Source organism: Flagellimonas sp. 2504JD4-2 (genome assembly GCF_053642935.1).
In genome coordinates this window covers 950,525-967,850 of record NZ_JBSIOV010000001.1, presented here as the reverse complement: position 1 = coordinate 967,850, position 17,326 = coordinate 950,525, and the positions used below count along the sequence as shown (strand labels likewise).

13 protein-coding genes and 1 tRNA gene are annotated in these 17,326 nt (G+C 41.1%); 9 read left to right on the top strand and 5 right to left on the bottom strand.

Going from position 1 to position 17,326, the window contains the following annotated elements:
• Positions 1-48: 48 nt before the first annotated feature.
• Positions 49-762 carry a tRNA1(Val) (adenine(37)-N6)-methyltransferase gene (locus ACULLH_RS04390; RefSeq protein ID WP_454087508.1) on the bottom strand — a complete coding sequence of 238 codons (714 nt, stop codon included), beginning with the start codon at positions 760-762 and terminating at the stop codon, positions 49-51.
• Positions 746-2,185 (bottom strand): sulfatase family protein, encoded by a 1,440-nt coding sequence (locus ACULLH_RS04385; RefSeq protein WP_454087507.1) that lies wholly within the window; start codon positions 2,183-2,185, stop codon positions 746-748. The genes ACULLH_RS04390 and ACULLH_RS04385 overlap by 17 nt, the downstream gene beginning before the upstream one ends.
• Before the next feature lie 161 nt (positions 2,186-2,346).
• On the opposite strand from ACULLH_RS04385, the gene ACULLH_RS04380 reads away from it, so the two are divergent.
• A complete protein-coding gene (locus ACULLH_RS04380; protein ID WP_454087506.1) occupies positions 2,347-2,907 on the top strand; it encodes an outer membrane beta-barrel protein in 561 nt (186 codons plus the stop codon).
• Positions 2,908-2,956: 49 nt separating this feature from the next.
• On the opposite strand, the gene rimM is transcribed toward ACULLH_RS04380, so the two are convergent.
• The 3 genes from rimM to ACULLH_RS04365 all read right to left on the bottom strand — a co-directional run bounded on the left by rimM (position 2,957) and on the right by ACULLH_RS04365 (position 5,693).
• Positions 2,957-3,490 carry a ribosome maturation factor RimM gene (gene rimM / locus ACULLH_RS04375; protein WP_454087505.1) on the bottom strand — a complete coding sequence of 178 codons (534 nt, stop codon included), beginning with the start codon at positions 3,488-3,490 and terminating at the stop codon, positions 2,957-2,959.
• Between the two features lie 12 nt (positions 3,491-3,502).
• Positions 3,503-4,144 carry a 30S ribosomal protein S16 gene (locus ACULLH_RS04370; RefSeq protein ID WP_454087504.1) on the bottom strand — a complete coding sequence of 214 codons (642 nt, stop codon included), beginning with the start codon at positions 4,142-4,144 and terminating at the stop codon, positions 3,503-3,505.
• A 118-nt stretch (positions 4,145-4,262) separates the two neighbouring features.
• Positions 4,263-5,693 (bottom strand): sulfatase family protein, encoded by a 1,431-nt coding sequence (locus ACULLH_RS04365; protein WP_454087503.1) that lies wholly within the window; start codon positions 5,691-5,693, stop codon positions 4,263-4,265.
• A 213-nt stretch (positions 5,694-5,906) separates the two neighbouring features.
• Here ACULLH_RS04365 and dnaE point away from each other — a divergent pair, with 213 nt between their 5' ends.
• The 8 genes from dnaE (at position 5,907) to ACULLH_RS04325 (ending at position 17,268) form a co-directional block, all read left to right on the top strand.
• Positions 5,907-10,292: a DNA polymerase III subunit alpha gene (gene dnaE, locus ACULLH_RS04360; RefSeq protein WP_454087502.1), complete on the top strand. Its 4,386-nt coding sequence runs from the start codon at positions 5,907-5,909 to the stop codon at positions 10,290-10,292.
• A 91-nt stretch (positions 10,293-10,383) separates the two neighbouring features.
• Positions 10,384-10,716 carry a thioredoxin gene (gene trxA, locus ACULLH_RS04355; protein ID WP_454087954.1) on the top strand — a complete coding sequence of 111 codons (333 nt, stop codon included), beginning with the start codon at positions 10,384-10,386 and terminating at the stop codon, positions 10,714-10,716.
• A gap of 83 nt (positions 10,717-10,799) precedes the next feature.
• Positions 10,800-11,729, top strand: coding sequence for a DUF58 domain-containing protein (locus ACULLH_RS04350; protein ID WP_454087501.1), 930 nt, complete (start codon positions 10,800-10,802; stop codon positions 11,727-11,729).
• A gap of 127 nt (positions 11,730-11,856) precedes the next feature.
• Positions 11,857-11,930 (top strand) — tRNA-Asp (locus ACULLH_RS04345).
• Between the two features lie 614 nt (positions 11,931-12,544).
• Complete coding sequence (locus ACULLH_RS04340) at positions 12,545-13,108, top strand: DinB family protein (protein WP_454087500.1); 564 nt, start codon at positions 12,545-12,547, stop codon at positions 13,106-13,108.
• Between the two features lie 169 nt (positions 13,109-13,277).
• The gene (locus tag ACULLH_RS04335; protein WP_454087499.1) at positions 13,278-13,970 is read left to right on the top strand and encodes a 3-keto-disaccharide hydrolase; all 693 of its coding nucleotides are present in this window, start codon (positions 13,278-13,280) and stop codon (positions 13,968-13,970) included.
• 267 nt (positions 13,971-14,237) lie between these two features.
• On the top strand, positions 14,238-14,510 hold the full coding sequence (locus tag ACULLH_RS04330; protein ID WP_454087498.1) for a hypothetical protein: 273 nt from the start codon (positions 14,238-14,240) through the stop codon (positions 14,508-14,510).
• Between the two features lie 322 nt (positions 14,511-14,832).
• Positions 14,833-17,268 carry a hypothetical protein gene (locus ACULLH_RS04325; protein ID WP_454087497.1) on the top strand — a complete coding sequence of 812 codons (2,436 nt, stop codon included), beginning with the start codon at positions 14,833-14,835 and terminating at the stop codon, positions 17,266-17,268.
• The last annotated feature ends 58 nt before the right edge of the window (positions 17,269-17,326 follow it).

Sequence of the window (17,326 nt, the reverse complement as noted above, 5' to 3'; positions counted from 1 at the left end):
AATTTGGCTAAAGGTAAGAATGAAAAACAACAGAGCAAGCTGTTTTTGTTACATTTTTAAATAGAAATCCTTGGTCAGGTCGATATATTCCTCCGTGTATTGATGACGTTCCAACTCTATGGTCAATTCATCTTCCACAACCATTTCTTTGGAAAAACCAAATGCCAAAAGACTCCGCTTTACATCGGTATTTGGATTTCCCTTTACCCTTGTTATGCTGTTTGCAAAAAGACCAAAGCTTTCTGCCAATAAAACAAAATCCCTTTCTTCCTTAAATGGAATAATTACCGAAAAAATACCTTTGGGGTTTAGTAATTTGGATACTCCTTCCAAAAGTTCATCGAACGGAAGCGAATTGGCTTGACGTGCCGTATCCCGAGCTTCATCCCCGCTCGAAACCTCTTCCGAATAGAACGGAGGATTTGAGATAATCAAATCGTATTTGTCCTCAATCTCATCCACAAATTCATCCAAACCTGCATGGTAACAAAATAGTCGGTCTGCCCAGGGTGAAGCTTCAAAGTTCTCGACACACTGTTCATAGGCGCTTTCGTCCACCTCTATGGCATCAATAAGTTCTGCATTACTGCGCTGCGCCATTTGCAGGGCTATCAACCCCGTACCTGCACCGATATCCAAAATGGAATAGGGCTGGGATTTCAATGTAGTCCATGCTCCCAACAAAACCCCATCCGTGCCTACTTTCATGGCACACCGGTCTTGATGGATGGTAAACTGTTTGAACTTAAAGGGCTTCTTCATCCAACCTCCCCGGCTCCCTAGTTTCTGAACCCTCCAACTCAAGTAAGGAATCTCCCAATTTCTTTCGCATGTTATTGGCCAAATATTTGATGTGGGCAACCACATCCGGGTGCTCATCGGCCACATTTTTGGTCTCGCTAACATCGTTTTCAACATCATATAGCTCAATTTCCTCCATATCGATCATACGGTATTCCCCAGGTTGACCGTCTTTCCCTGGTTCCTGTCCATCCATAGTGCGGTAACGATGTGGGAAGTACAATTTCCATTTGCCGTGGCGCACTCCAAACATCTCGTTCACGCGATAATAAAAGAAATAAGCTTCTTGAACCGGTTCTTTGCTTTCTCCGGTCAATACGTTCCATATGCTTTGACCATCGATAATCTTCTCAGGAAGTTTTGCATCGGTGAGTTCAGCGATGGTAGGTAGAATATCAATGGCCATCACGGGCACATTGATTTCCTGTCCAGCTTTAAGTTTGGCCGGATATTTCATAATAAATGGCTCCCTTTGCCCGCCTTCCCAAGCAGTGCCTTTTCCTTCACGAAGAGGCAAAGCGCTTCCAGCGTGGTTGCCATAGGATAACCAAGGACCATTATCCGAAGTAAAAATGACAATAGTGTTCTCCTCCAATCCATTCTCTTTTAACGTGTTCATAATTTGGCCGACCGACCAATCGATTTCCATAATCACGTCGCCGTACAATCCACGTTCAGATTTTCCTTTGAATTTTTCCGAAACAAACAACGGGACATGTGGTTGTGGATGGGGCACATATAAAAAGAAGGGGTTGTCTTTGTTTCTATTGATAAAGTCTACACTTCGTTCTGTTATTTGGGTGGTCAATTGAGATTGTTCCACCACGGTGTCAATTACTGTTTCATTTTCATAAAGAGGTAAGTCTGGAAAATTGAAAATGGGCCCTTGTTGAGGGTGAAATGGCCACATATCGTTTGAATATGGAATGCCAAACCATTCATCGAACCCATGTCTTGTGGGTAAGAACATCGGATGATGCCCCAAATGCCATTTACCATAAATTGCCGTGGTATAGCCCTTATCCTTAAGCATTTCAGCCAAGGTAGTTTCAGAAGCATTGATACCATGGGTATTGTCTGGCCCCAAGGCATTGTGAATCCCGATACGATTCGGATAGCATCCGGTCAAAATTCCTGCCCTGGATGCTGAACAAACCGCTTGGGCCGAATAGTAATTTGTCAGTCTTACACCCTCAGAAGCCATTTGATCCAGATGTGGTGTTTTAATATCGGGAGAACCAAAAACACCTACATCTTGATAGCCTTGGTCATCAGTAAAAATCAGTACAACGTTTGGCGGTGAATTAGGCTTTTCTTGTTTGGTAGTCTTCTCTTTGCACGAAAGAAAACAAAAAACTAGGGCAATTAAATAATAGCGGGTCATGGTTGGCTTTAAAAGTTGGACATAAATATAACCCTAATAGTTATATCAATTCAACTCGGGTTTGTGTAAAGTCAAACGCCCCATTCGTTAGATTACAAGAAAAATCCCCTTGCTCCCAACATACATTCAGAGCTAATTCAAAACACTTAAACACAATTAGTATGAAAAAATTCTTTTTTGTTGTGGCTGTTATGGCGGCGATGACTCATTTACTACAGGCACAGGAGCAAAACAAATTCAGAGTTGGTCTTGACCTAGGATATGCCGTTCCAGACGGTGGGGGTGGGGTTACTATTGCCCTTGAGCCAAAATACAATATTGCCGACAATATGAACATTGGTCTGCGTATTGAATCCGCTGCCATGGCCAAAAATATAAGCGATGGAGGGCTTCCCCAGGAAACAAATCTTGCTGCCAGTTTATCGTATACCGGTACTTTTGATTACTACTTTAATTCCGGAAGTTCATCATTTGCTCCTTTCTTGGGTGGTGGTATTGGATTCAGCTCCTTAGCGAATGCAGAACTAACCGATGAAGATATAGAAGTGGATGGTAAATTTGGAGGTTTGGTCCGTGCAGGGTTTGAATTAGGCAAACTGCGGATAGCTGCCACCTACAATCTGATCGGTAAATCTGAGATTGACGATGGAGCTGAAATTAAAAACTCTTACATCGGAATCTCATTAGGTTTCTATTTTGGAGGCGGTAAGTGGAAGAAGTAAATCCCTTATCCCAAAAAATAATCAGAAAGGAAGCGAGTAGCTTCCTTTTTTATTCACTTCCCAAATAAAGGTCCACCAACCCTTCGGGAGTCTTTACATGAATAATCTTCGACTTCCTATCGACTTTGGAAATGATATCGTCACTTATGGGAATCAACAATTCCTTACCGTCTTTTTCAGCTTCAAAAAGCTCTTGGGATGCACTATCGTTGACCGCCTTAATGGTTCCAATATTTCCATGGACCTCATCCATTAGTGTAAAGCCAATCACTTCATGGAAATAAAATTTGTCCCCGGTTAGCGGTGGAAGCATTTCCAAAGGAAGATACAATTCGGAACCTATGATCTTATTTGCCGAGGATTCGTCCTTTACTTCTTCAAAATCGATACGCAGCAAAGCTGACTTGTGCAGTCGACAACGGTCAATAAAAAATGGAATCAGATTGTTTCCCAATGAAACAAAAACTGATTCCATGTTTTCGTAGATTTCGGGTTCATCGGTATCGAGTTTTACCAATACCTCGCCCTTAAAACTATATTTTGAAACGACTTTGCCCAGGTAGAAGCAATCTTCCTTGCGCATCGCCAGAGTAATTTACTCTTCTTCTTTACTTGCTTCAGCTTCTTCAGCAGGAGCAGCCTCCTCAGCTTTAGCTTCAGGCTCAGCAGTAACTTCTTCTTTTGCCGGCTCTGCAGGAGCTTCTTCTACAACTGGAGTTTCTTCTGCAACAGTTTCAGTAGTTTCGGCTACTTCTTCAGCAACTTCCTCAACAGCTTCTTCTTCTACCTCTGGCAATGCAGCGGCAGCTCTTTTATCGCTAAATTCTTTCTCAGCTTCCAGTGCTTTGGCTTTAGCGTCCGCTTTGGCTTTATCCAGGCCACCAACTTTAGCAGCAATCGCTTTTTCTTTTTCTTCTACCCAAGCATTGAATTTTTCTTCGGCTTGTTCTTCAGTCAAGGCTCCTTTTCGAACACCACCTAATAGATGATGTTTCATCATAACTCCTTTATAAGATAAAATAGCTCTGGCAGTATCAGTAGGTTGTGCACCATTGCTCAACCATTTAACAGATCCATCTACATCCAAATTGATAGTAGCAGGATTGGTATTTGGGTTGTAGGTTCCCAATTTTTCCAAAAATTTACCATCCCTTTTCGATCTTGAATCTGCAGCAACCACCCAATAGAATGGTTTACCTTTTTTACCGTGTCTCTGAAGTCTAATTTTAACTGGCATATCACATTAATTTGTAGGGTGCCCGACCCTGATTATTAATTCTATTTTAATCGCTTTCTACTTAAGCGGGTGCAAATATACTTGATTTCTTTTAATGCACAATGACATTAAAGACTTTCTATTCCCTTTCTGCCAATTGGTCTTTCCCCGGCACCAACTTGGATTGGTGTTCTTGGACCAACTTCTGGATCTCTTGGATAATTTCATCATTCCCTTCGGCAATGTTGAACTGTTCCGATGGATCGTGATTTAGGTGATATAATAGTGGAGTATCATGCGCCATCCGATCACCAAATTGCCCGTAAGCTCCTTGTGTGATAAAGTGGGCTTTATAATCTCCCAAGCGGGCAGCGTATAACTCTGTTCCCCGATAGTATAAAATACTTTTTCGCGGACTTGGGTCATGATGCAATAAGGTTCTGCTCAAATCGACCCCATCCACGATACGGTCCTTTGGGGCTTCAATACCAGCCATGCTGCTAAATGTGGCAAACAAATCCATTGTTGAGCCCAAGCTTGTTACCAAACCTGGCTTAACAAGTCCTGGTCCCCAAAAAATAGCCGGTTCCCGCATACCGCCCTCCCAGGTGGTTCCTTTCCCAGCTCTTAAAAGTCCCGCGCTACCCCCATGGTTCTCAAAAGGCAGCCAAGGTCCATTATCTGAAGTAAACATAACGATGGTGTTGTCTGCTAATCCTTCATCCTCCAAGGCTTTTAAAATTTCACCTATGCCATGATCAATTTCTTCAACCACATCGCCATACAAACCCCGCTTACTTGTGCCCATAAAATCTTTAGAGGCAAACAAGGGAATATGTGGAAGGCTATGCGCCATATAGACGAAGAAAGGTTGATTTTTATTTTGTTTGATAAAGGAAATGGTCTCCTCGGCATATCTTTTTGTAATCGTATTTTGATTTGCCGGGCGCTCAACAATCTCCGTGTTCCGTAGCAACGGCACATTATAGCTTTCTGTTTTAATTCCCTCCGGATTTTCCAAAGCCAACTTTTTATAACCCGGAATATCTTTTCCAACATAATCCATGTCATTGGAATAAGGTATTCCAAAATAATAGTCGAATCCGTTATTGGTCGGCAAATACTGCTGCTTGTGCCCTAAGTGCCATTTTCCGATACATGCCGTGTTGTATCCGGCCTTTTTCAATTGCTCTGCCAATGTAATCTCACTTGCCGGTAATCCATTCTTCGAATTCGGGAAAAGCACACGATGTTTGTTGCTGGCCATTCCACTTCTAACAGGCAATCTCCCTGTGAGCAATGCGGCCCTGCTAGGGGTACAAACGCTTGCACCAACATAAAAATTCGTCCATTTTTGGCCTTCATAGGCCATGCGGTCGAGGTGGGGAGTGCTAATTGTAGGATGTCCATAGGAACTTAAATCACCATACCCTAGGTCATCCGCAAAGATGATGATGAAATTCGGTGGATTATCAACATCCATTTGAGCGCTAGTGCTTAAGGGAATGCCGAAAAAAATTGCAAAAAGTAATACGATGACGGAATGTTTGTTTCCTTGGTTCATTTTCATTTGGTTGAAGTTTATTGGCTATATTATTATGACTAAATAGAACTGTAAATAACATCAAAAAAAATTATCAAGTCAAAATAATACCCATGTCCGTTAGGGTTGAAACAAAATTGGAAAATCATTGGTTAATAACTCCTAAAAACTACTTTTTATAAAACCTTGATGTTTGTATATTTTTAAACGCTATTTATTTGACAGGCAAACAGCGCTCACATGTACTTAATTTTTGATACTGAAACCACTGGATTACCAAAACGATGGGATGCTCCGATCACCGATACGGACAATTGGCCCCGATGCATTCAGATTGCATGGCAATTGCATGATGAAATGGGAAATCTTGTGGAGCATCAAGACATGTTGGTACAACCTGATGGATTCAATGTTCCGTATGAAGCAGAGCAAATCCATGGTATTTCCACGGCGCTGGCAGAACAAAAAGGTAAGCCCTTAACCGAAGTTTTAGAGGCATTCAATGCCGCTTTGAGCAAAGCAAAATTTGTGGTCGGTCAAAATGTAGATTTCGATATCTACATCATGGGATGTGAATTCCATCGTATGGGAATCGAAAATAGCATGGGACAACTCCCTGTTTTGGATACTTGTACGGAAGCCACCGCAGAATTGTGCAAAATTCCCGGTGGTCGTGGAGGGAAATTCAAGTTACCTACATTGACCGAACTGCATGAATTTCTTTTTGGAGAGCCCTTTGCAGAAGCACATAATGCAACAGCGGATGTTGAAGCTACCACCCGGTGCTTTTTGGAGCTGGTTCGTAAAGAGCATTTTTCCATTGAGGAGTTGGATGTACAACCTGATTACTTCGAACATTTCTCCGAAGCCAATCCAAAGGAAATCCAGCTTATTGGATTAAAGCATATCAACCTGAAAAAAGCTTCTAAAGAAATTGCGGATGCCCTTTGGGCCAACGACACAGGTGGAATTTCAGAGGATGAAATCAATCAGAATGTCGAGAGTCTTGCAGACGCCACTTTTGCCCACTTGCACAACCATTCACAGTTTTCGGTGCTTCAGTCCACCATAAACATCAAAAGCTTGGTCAAAACAGCCGCCGAAAACAATATGCCCGCGGTGGCCCTGACCGACCATGCCAATATGATGGGTGCCTTTCATTTTGTAAAAGAAGTAAAGGCCCATAATAAATCGGTCAAAGAAAAGAATGCCGAATTGGTCGAAAAAGGTGAAACTCCTTCAGAAAAGGAAATCACTCCCATTATTGGTTGTGAATTTTATGTTTGCGAAGACCATACCAACAAAAATGTAAAAGATTACGGTTATCAAATTGTGTTGCTAGCCAAAAATAAAAATGGCTATCACAATCTGGCAAAAATGTCTTCCATTGCCTATACCGATGGCTTTTATTACGTTCCTAGAATTGACAAAAAGGTCATTGAACACTATAAAGAGGATATCATCGCCTTTACTGGAAATCTTTACGGAGAAGTTCCCAATAAGATTCTAAACATAGGAGAAAAGCAGGCAGAAGAAGCTTTGTTATGGTGGAAGGAACAGTTTGGGGATGATCTGTACATGGAAATGATGCGACATGGCCAGGAAGATGAAGATCGGGTGAACCAGGTTTTGGTTCCTTTGGCCAAAAAGCACGAGGTAAAAATCGTCGCAACCAACAACACCTATTATTGTGACAAAAAAGATGCGGAGGCGCATGATATTTTGCTCTGTGTAAAAGATGGTGAAAAACAGGCTACGCCTATTGGCCGAGGACGTGGTTACCGTTACGGACTGCCCAACCAGGAATATTACTTCAAGTCTTCGGACGAAATGAAGACGCTTTTTAAAGATGTCCCTGAAGCCATTCTTAACATACAGGAGGTCATTGATAAAGTCGAATCTTTCGATTTGGCACGCGATGTACTGCTTCCAAAATTTGATATCCCGACCAAATTTAAGGTTGAGGAAGATTTAACCGATGGAGGTAAGCGGGGAGAAAATGCATACCTAAGACACATTACCTATCAAGGTGCTGAGAAACGCTATGGTAAAATCACAGATGAAATCACCGAGCGCATCGATTTTGAATTGGGCACCATTGAAAACTCCGGTTATCCCGGTTACTTTTTGATTGTAGAAGATTTTATCAGGGAAGCTCGGAATATGGGCGTTTCTGTAGGTCCAGGTCGTGGGTCCGCAGCGGGTTCCGTTGTAGCCTATTGTTTGGGAATAACCAATATAGACCCACTAAAATACGATCTGCTTTTTGAGCGATTCCTAAATCCAGATAGGGTATCCATGCCCGATATCGATATTGATTTTGATGATGAGGGCCGCGGAAAGGTTATGGACTATGTAATCGATAAATATGGCGCCAATCAGGTTGCACAGATTATTACATACGGTACCATGGCCGCCAAATCCTCAATTCGGGATACGGCGCGGGTTTTGGACCTCCCCTTAAACGATGCCGATCGCATTGCGAAGCTTATTCCAAACATGTCCAAACTGAACAAAATCTTTGGCGTGGAAGAATCCGAGCTGAAGAAAAAGTTCCGTTCGGATGAGCTTGAAAAAGTAAACGAACTACTGAACATTTCGGAAGGAGATGATTTGGAGGGCCAGACGGTTAAAATGGCCCGGGTTCTGGAAGGTTCATTAAGAAATACAGGAATCCACGCTTGCGGGGTCATTATCACCCCAGATGACATTACCAATTTTGTACCTGTTGCCACAGCTAAGGATTCAGATTTATATGTGACGCAATTTGATAACTCTGTCGTGGAGAATGCCGGACTGCTCAAAATGGATTTCCTTGGACTAAAAACCTTGACCTTGATCAAGGATACGGTAAAAATTGTCAAGGCGCGCACGGGAGTTGAGTTGATTCCTGATGAATTTCCGCTGGATGACGAGAAGACTTATGAACTTTTCCAACGCGGTGATACCGTAGGGATATTCCAGTACGAATCCCCGGGGATGCAGAAGCACATGAAAAACCTGAAACCAACGGTTTTTGATGATCTTATTGCCATGAACGCCCTGTATCGACCTGGTCCGATGGAATACATCCCCAGTTTTATTGCCCGAAAGCATGGCGAGGAAGAAATTACCTATGACCTTCCCGATATGGAGGAGTACCTGAAGGAAACTTATGGGATTACGGTCTATCAAGAGCAGGTGATGCTGCTCTCGCAGAAGCTAGCCGGATTCTCTAAGGGTGATGCCGATGTACTGCGGAAGGCAATGGGAAAAAAGATATTTGCTTTACTGCAAAAACTAAAACCCCAGTTTCTGGATGGTGGGGAGAAAAACGGGCACCCGCGGGATGTCTTGGAAAAAATTTGGAAGGACTGGGAAGCTTTTGCCTCCTATGCTTTTAATAAAAGTCACTCTACATGCTACGCTTTTATAGCCTATCAAACAGCCTATTTAAAGGCCCACTACCCTGCTGAATATATGGCTGCCGTGTTATCCAATAACATGAACGACATTAAACAGGTCACCTTCTTTATGGAAGAATGTAAGCGTATGGGGCTGGAAGTGCTGGGACCAGATGTAAACGAATCCTACTACAAATTTGCGGTAAACAAGAACAATGCGGTGCGTTTCGGAATGGGCGCCATTAAAGGGGTTGGTCGTTCTGCTGTGGAGACCATTGTAGAGAATAGAAAAAAGGATGGCCCGTACAAATCCGTTTTCGATTTGGCAAAACGTGTTGAGCTGCGATCAGCCAATAAAAAATCTTTTGAAAACTTGGCTCTCGCCGGAGGTTTTGATTCATTCGGTGACACGCATAGGGCACAGTACTTTCATGATGAAGGCGATGGAATCACTTTCTTGGAAAAAGTAATCAAATCCGCAGCGAAATATCAGGAAAACCAGAACTCTTCCCAAATGGATATGTTCGGAGGAATGAGTGAAGCACAAATTGCTGAACCCACAGTACCTCCGTGCGAAGATTGGGGGACTATGGAAAAACTCCGAAGGGAAAAAGAGGTTGTGGGCATCTATATTTCTGGACATCCTTTGGATGATTTCAAAAAAGAAATCAAGGCCTTTTGTAACAGTAATATCTCCGCTTTCACCGAATTGGAACCTTATGTTAACCGTGAACTGACGGTGGCCGGCGTAATTACGGATGTGCAGCATCGGGTTTCCAAGAATGGGAAAGGCTGGGGACTTTTCACCCTTGAAGATTATAGCGACACCCACGAGTTCCGAATTTTTGGCGAGGAGTATCTGAAGTTTAGGCATTTTTTAATGATCAACTCCTTTGTACATGTCAAAACCTTTGTTCGCGAAGGATGGGTCAATAGGGAAACTGGCAAAAAGGGAGATCCCCGACTGCAGTTCAACGATTTTAAACAGCTTCAAGATGTGATGGATGCCTATGCCAAGAAGCTGACCATCAAATTGGACATAGCCCGTTTGCAAGAAAAACGGATACAGGTACTTAAAGACACCCTAAGATCACACAAAGGGGACCACACGCTCAATTTTGTGGTATACGAAATGCAGGATGAAATCAAACTAAATTTATCCAGCAGGAAACAGAAGGTAAAGATCAATAGTGAACTGCTTTCCACCCTGGAAGAGAACGAGATACATTACAAATTGAATTGACCAAGCCCATAGTTTATGCTGATGGCACAATAATTAAAATGAATCTTTGCGCCGTAAGGAATATGGGCAATATTTGACTAAATTTGCGAATATTAAAACAAATAAAATGGCACTAGAAATAACAGATGCAACTTTTGATGAAATAGTACTTAAAAGCGACAAACCCGTTGTTGTGGATTTTTGGGCGGCATGGTGTGGTCCTTGTAGAATGGTAGGACCTATCATTGATGAAGTAAGTAACGAATATGAGGGTAAGGCGGTAGTCGGAAAAGTTGACGTTGATGCAAACCAGCAATTTGCGGCCAAATATGGTGTACGTAACATCCCTACGGTTCTTGTTTTCAAAAACGGTGAGATTGTAAACCGTCAAGTTGGGGTTTCTCCAAAGAAAGCTTACACTGACGCAATCGAAGCTGTATTATAATATAAGTTTCTAAAAAATAGATTTTAAAAAAGGTTTGGCTTTTGCCAAGCCTTTTTTGTTTTATCTTGATCCTTTAATCGATCATGGACATTAGATCAGAACTTCATAAAGCACAATTGTTCCAAAATCTGGAACTTTTGGCCAACCAGATTGTGGAAGGCTTTATCAGCGGCATTCACAAAAGTCCGTTCCATGGGTTTTCCGCGGAATTCGCCGAACATAAAATCTACAATCCTGGGGAAAGCACCAAGCACATTGATTGGAAATTATATGCCAAAACTGATCGTTTGTATACGAAAAGATATGAGGATGAAACCAACCTAAGGTGCCACATGATCTTGGACAATTCAGCTTCGATGTACTATCCGAAGATAGAAAAGCTGGGATTGGAGAACCTCAACAAAATTGGTTTTGGTGTGTTGGCGATAGCTGCGTTAATGCAAGTCTTAAAAAAACAACGTGATGCGGTCGGCTTGAGCATTTATTCAGATTTGTACAACTTCTATTCTTCGGAAAAAAGCAGTGAACGACATTTTCAAATGCTTTATTCAAAGCTTAATGAGGTTTCAAGTACGGTAAGTGAATCGCAAACCACCAAAACATACACCTATCTGCACCAAATAGCGGAAAAAATCCACAGACGTAGCCTTATATTTCTGTTCTCGGACATGTTTCAAACGGAAACGGAGGAAGCTCAGCTATTTGAAGCACTACGCCATCTAAAGTATAACAAGCACGCGGTGGTTCTTTTTCATATTCTGGATCACAAACATGAATTGAGTTTCGATTTTGAGAACACCCCCAAGCGTTTTGTGGATGTAGAAAGCGGGACACATGTCGATGTATATGCCGACAATATCAAAAATGCCTATAATCAAAAAGTGGAAGCATACGTTGAAAATTTAAAGTTGAAATGCGCCCAATATAAAATCAAATATGTAGGTGTGGATGTGGGCTCTAACTTTTCGCAAGTGTTGAATACTTTTATGATAGAACGGCAGAAATTTGTTTGATCATTATTTTTAAAAAATCTCTTGTCGAATAAGAATTGACAATGTATATTTGCACTCGCTTTGCAAAAAGCAATTTGAACAAGATTTGAATCTGACTGTTGTCAGGGTCTGAAAAGATAAAATCATTGGTCTGGTAGTTCAGTTGGTTAGAATACCTGCCTGTCACGCAGGGGGTCGCGGGTTCGAGTCCCGTCCAGACCGCAAGAAAGTAAAACCCTTCACCTAAGTGAGGGGTTTTTTCGTTTTGGAGCACTTGAGCTTGCTCGAAAGTGCGGAGAAATGAAAAAAAGACTGTGACGGCTTTGCCGTCTAAGGGTTTGGTTCATTGCAGGACCGTCCCTAGTGGCCCATTTCGAGCGAAGTGAGAAATGAATCCCGTCCAGACCGCAAGATAAAGCCTCACATATGTGGGGCTTTTTTTATCCTAAGTATTAATTCCTACAGCCATAACCCATATAGAATTCCATACCCCTTAGAAAACCACAATACCTAAGAACATTTGCTTACCTAAAGTACTGAGAATCGCCTTAATACTTTTAAGTAAGGTGTTGAATGCGAAGGACGACCATTGGGATTTATATTCTAGCACCAGAATTTTATGCTAAACAAATTAATGCTCGATAATAAAGGACAAAGTTCAAAAACGATTTGTTAGCACCAAGTTATTGATCTATACAATGTTAAAACCTTGTCAAAGGGCCTTATAATTGTCGATATTCTTATTTAATCAATTACCTTCTGCAAAATAATGTATGGCCAGAAATAGCAACCTTGAACATCATTCCATATCAATATATTAATTTGAACACGATACTATGAAATCCTTGAAAACAAAAACCAGTCTTTTACTGCTTTTAGTACCAATGCTATTGTTGAACGCACAAGGAGAGCTAAAATCGGTTGAGGGCTATTCACCACAGATTGGTCTAATGGTCTATATGTTAGAAGACTTAAAGGACAGAATTACCCAACAAGTTAAGGACTTAGACCAATCACAAACTGACTTCCTATACGATTCTGATGCCAATAGCATAGGATCATTGATCATGCATTTGGTGTCCACGGAATCATATTACCAAATAGCGACATTGGAGGGTCGGGAATGGACAGAAGATGAGCGAACCGGATTTGGTATGGCAGGCGAACTTAATGAAGAAGTAAGGAGCATTCTTAAGGGTAAGCCGATCAGGTATTATTTGGATTTATGGGATGAAGTCCGTAAAAAAACCCTAAATGGACTCAAAACCAAAAATGATGATTGGTTCTCATCGACTATAGAGGAGGGATTAAACTACCATTATATCTGGTACCACGTGATGGAACATTCGGCCAACCATATGGGGCAAATAGCAACCATAAAGAACCGCTTACCCAAATAAAACCATAAGGTCAAAAACTTTCTCCAGGAGCATCTATGACTTATTATTATGGCATCTCAGGTTTGGTCTTAAATATGGACAAAGAGGCCCAAAATTGGGGTGTTGAATGCGGAGAAGAATTGACTATATTAAGATTTATTGAATAACTTTCGTTTCAGTTTATAAAGTCATGAAGATAAAACTATTAGGGTTTTTGGGAATTCTTCTTTTTTTCCTTTGCGCATGTCAAAAAGGAAAAAAAACGGAATTGTTCAACGGTAAGAATTTAGAAGGTTGGCATATGGACGTTCCTAAACTGGACAGTTTGCCCAATTCCCCAAAACCGTTTGTCGCTAGAGAGGGCATTTTAGTGAGCTTAGGAAAACCTGGAGGTCACCTTATTACTGATTCAACCTTTACGGATTATCGCCTTGAAATTGAATATCGTTTTCCTGGCGAACCCGGCAATTGTGGAGTATTGGTACATGCTTCTACACCTAGGGCATTGTATCAGATGTTCCCAAAGTCGTTAGAAGTTCAAATGAAACACGAAAATGCTGGGGATTTCTGGGTAATTGTAGAAGATATCACGGTAGATGATATGGAAGCGCGAAGAGGGCCAAAGAATGAATGGGGTATTACGGAAGGAACAAAACGCAGAATTATGAACCTTACCGATGGTTCCGAAAGACCGCTTGGAGATTGGAACAACATGGTAATTGAATGCTATCGCGACAAGATCAAAGTCTGGCTTAACGGGGAACTGGTAAACTATGGTTATAATGCTACAGTAAGTAGCGGACAGATTGCCATTCAGGCGGAAGGTGCAGAGGTGGAATTCAGAAAATTGGACCTACAAAATATCAATGGGTTGACGGAATAAGATTTAAGGGCCTGCATTAGGACTCGTTAGTAACATGTCTAAAATTCATAGAATACAACCTAGTTAAGTTTAAGTTCAAAAAAGGAATCAGACAATGTCATTCTTTCGAAATAATCCATTTACCAAGAGTTTTAGAGAATGGCTTAACGCTAAAGTATATCGAAAATGGGTTTTATATTCCTTTATTGCAATCGTATGGATTATTGCCCTCTTAAAATCGATAGGTGTACCAATCCTATAAAAGTTTAAATTAACGATAAATCAATTTTGAGTTTAGAGGAAGAAAATAGAAAGAAGCGAAAGCAAGCAGATTTGACAACCAAGGAATGGTTGGATTTTTTCTTTTTTCCCTCCACTTCAATTTTTGGGAATAAATTATTCCCAACGCATGATTTTCAAAATCAAGAAGTAGAAAGATTACAAAAGTTTGGATTTGACAAAAAAGTAAAGCAAGCAAGCCAGGCTCGAACTTTAGGGCTCATTTTTTATGTTCTAATGTTACTAATCTTAATAAGGCTTATCGACATTTATCTAATGTGAACTAATCAAAGTTCAAACAAACGATTCGCCTACCTTAATACAGGTTATTTGGATTGAGGGTTTGAGGTCTAAATGAATTGTAAGTTTAATATATTTTGAAACAATAAACCATACCAAATGCTACCCCCTCTAAAAACCTCAATACCTCTCGAGAATAATTACCTACCTATAGTCCTGTGGATTGCTTTGCTATTTTTAATAAATTAAAGGGATAAAGCAGGAAAAAGGTGGTACGTCAGTAACTCTTTGAAGGATTCGCAGGGAATTAGGGATAGAACAACCTACATTTTGCTAGCAATAAACTCTTTTAAACTCTTTGGTTTTGGATGTATTCTTTAAAAACTACAGTATAAACATCATTGTTCTTTTATTGCTCCATGTCTCGTTCGGGCAAGCCCAAGAAAATATGTCCATTCCCTATCTAGAGAAAAAATTGGACCGGTACATTGAAAACGAGGGGCCCGAAAAAGTATATATACAAACCGATAAGGACTTTTATAATATCGGTAATACCATCTGGTTCAAAGCATATTTGGTTGATGGGGTTAAACATATGCAAAGCACTAAGAGTAAAGTGCTGCATGTGGTGCTATTGAACGACCAAGACAGTGTCATCGCCAAGCGAAAACTCTTTGTTGATACTATAGGCGCTAGCGGAGATATTAAAATTACAAGTAATCTTGAACAGGGTATCTATAGATTGAGGGGTTATACCAGATATATGTTCAACGAAAAAGAACCTTTCTTTTTTGAAAAAGAAATTTCCATTTGGAATCAAAGAACCAATCAGGACAAGGTCAGCAATGATGTTGCCAAAAAAGAAACCCAAAAGGTTGCAACATCCAAAATATCAAAACCTCGCATGGAGTTTTTTCCAGAAGGGGGATATTCGGTCAGCGATCTTGAGAGCAATATCGGAATTAAGGTGACCGATTCCATTGGTAACGGTATAGCACTGAAGGGTAAAATTGTAGATCAAAATGATACCATTGTATGTTCATTCGAAAGCCATGATTTTGGATTGGGTTTTATAAAATTTGTTCCAAAAGCTGGTAAAAACTATTATGCACGCTTTTTAAACGACAAGATCGAAGAGAAGTTCGCTCTGCCAAAACCTTTGAAAAAAGGGTACGTGATGACGGTCAAAAACAGAGGTGACCATGTGCTATTAAGAGTAGCATCCAATATCCATAGAGGTTTGGCGGGTGCATTAGTAGTAGCTCACCTTCGTGGGCAGGTCATTTTCAAAAAACGCATTGCCACTACCAACGGCAATGATTCCTATTTGGTCAAATTTTTAACCGACGGATTAATGGACGGGGTAGCGCATTTTACGCTGTTTACCGCAGAAGGGGAACCAGTTTGCGAACGACTTGTATTTATTGACCCCCAAGACAACGATACTTCGCTTTCCTTGACAACTGATGGTGAAACATATGGCAACCGTCAACCGGTTGTTACAAGTTTACAGCTTAGCGACAACAATGGCCTTCCGCTAGATGGAGATCTTTCTATGTCCGTTGCGAACTTGGGCAAACATTTGGGAAGTCAAAGCGTATCGAATATTAAAAGTTGGTTGTTATTGGAATCGGATATTGGTAATACCATGCCCAATCCGGACTATTTTTTCGAAAAACCTTCCTTTTCAAAAAAATACATATTGGATGCGTTTATGCTGACTCATGGGTGGCGAAGATTTGTTTGGAAAAAGGTTCTTGACACCACAACATCAGCGCCGTTAACCTTCTTGCCCGAAAAGGGTATTGTGATAAGCGGAAATACTAGGGCCTTCAAAAATCCGGACAAACCAATGAAGGCAGATTTAAAGTTGAGCCTTTTAGGATTGAACAGCGATGTTTACCAAGAAAATGGGAAGACAGATGAACAAGGTCGTTTCCATTTTGGGCCATATGTATTTATGGATACGGCAAAGGTCATTATCGAGGCAAATGGTAGAACCGCCAAAGGGAAAGCTCGGAATGTAACAGTTCAAAGAGCGCCCATTGAAGTGGAAATTCTTCCGAAAAGAATTGGTTCAGAAAGGTATAAGACCTTTTTTTTCAATGATGTTGACCGTGATTTTGAGGAGAACCCTTTCAAAACCCCTATGGACTTTGAGTTTGATCCCAGATTGACCGTGCTCGAAGGGGTGACCGTTTCTGCAAAGAAAAAGACCGAACAGGATATAATCAATGAGGGCATCAGGAAACTTAAGAAACCCTACCTCACCCCTGACTATCGCATGTTTGTCGATTCCACCAGTTTCAGCGTTACAGATGTTCTTAGAAAACGTGGTGTTCGAGCTTCAAGAAGTGCAGTTTACGTTCTAGACGGTATGGTAATAGATGCTGAGATGGCAGAACTTTTGAATCCCTCAAGTATTGTAGTTGTAGATGCGATCAAAACTTATGACAAAAGTGGTCCAAGGATTGCCATGGTCGCCATGTATACCAAGCAAGGTTTAGGCATTCCCCTGGATGATGGGCCTTTTCCAGGAGTCGCCAACTTTGAGGTTGCAGGGTTTTCCAAAACAAGGGAGTATTATGCTCCATATTATGGAAAACACAAAGAAGAACATAATAGGCCGGACTACCGTACTACTTTACATTGGGAGCCCTTTGTTAAAACCACCGAGGAAGAAAGAAATCCGATAACTTTCTATACTGGGGACAACAATGGTGAATATGTAATCAAAGTAGAGGGACTTACAGAAGATGGACGTCCTGTATATGGTTCCCATAAGTTTGTGGTGGAATAATAATAGTCCAAACTTCAAACACTAAAACCTGCAAAGCAACGTTTAAGTAGTGGAACCT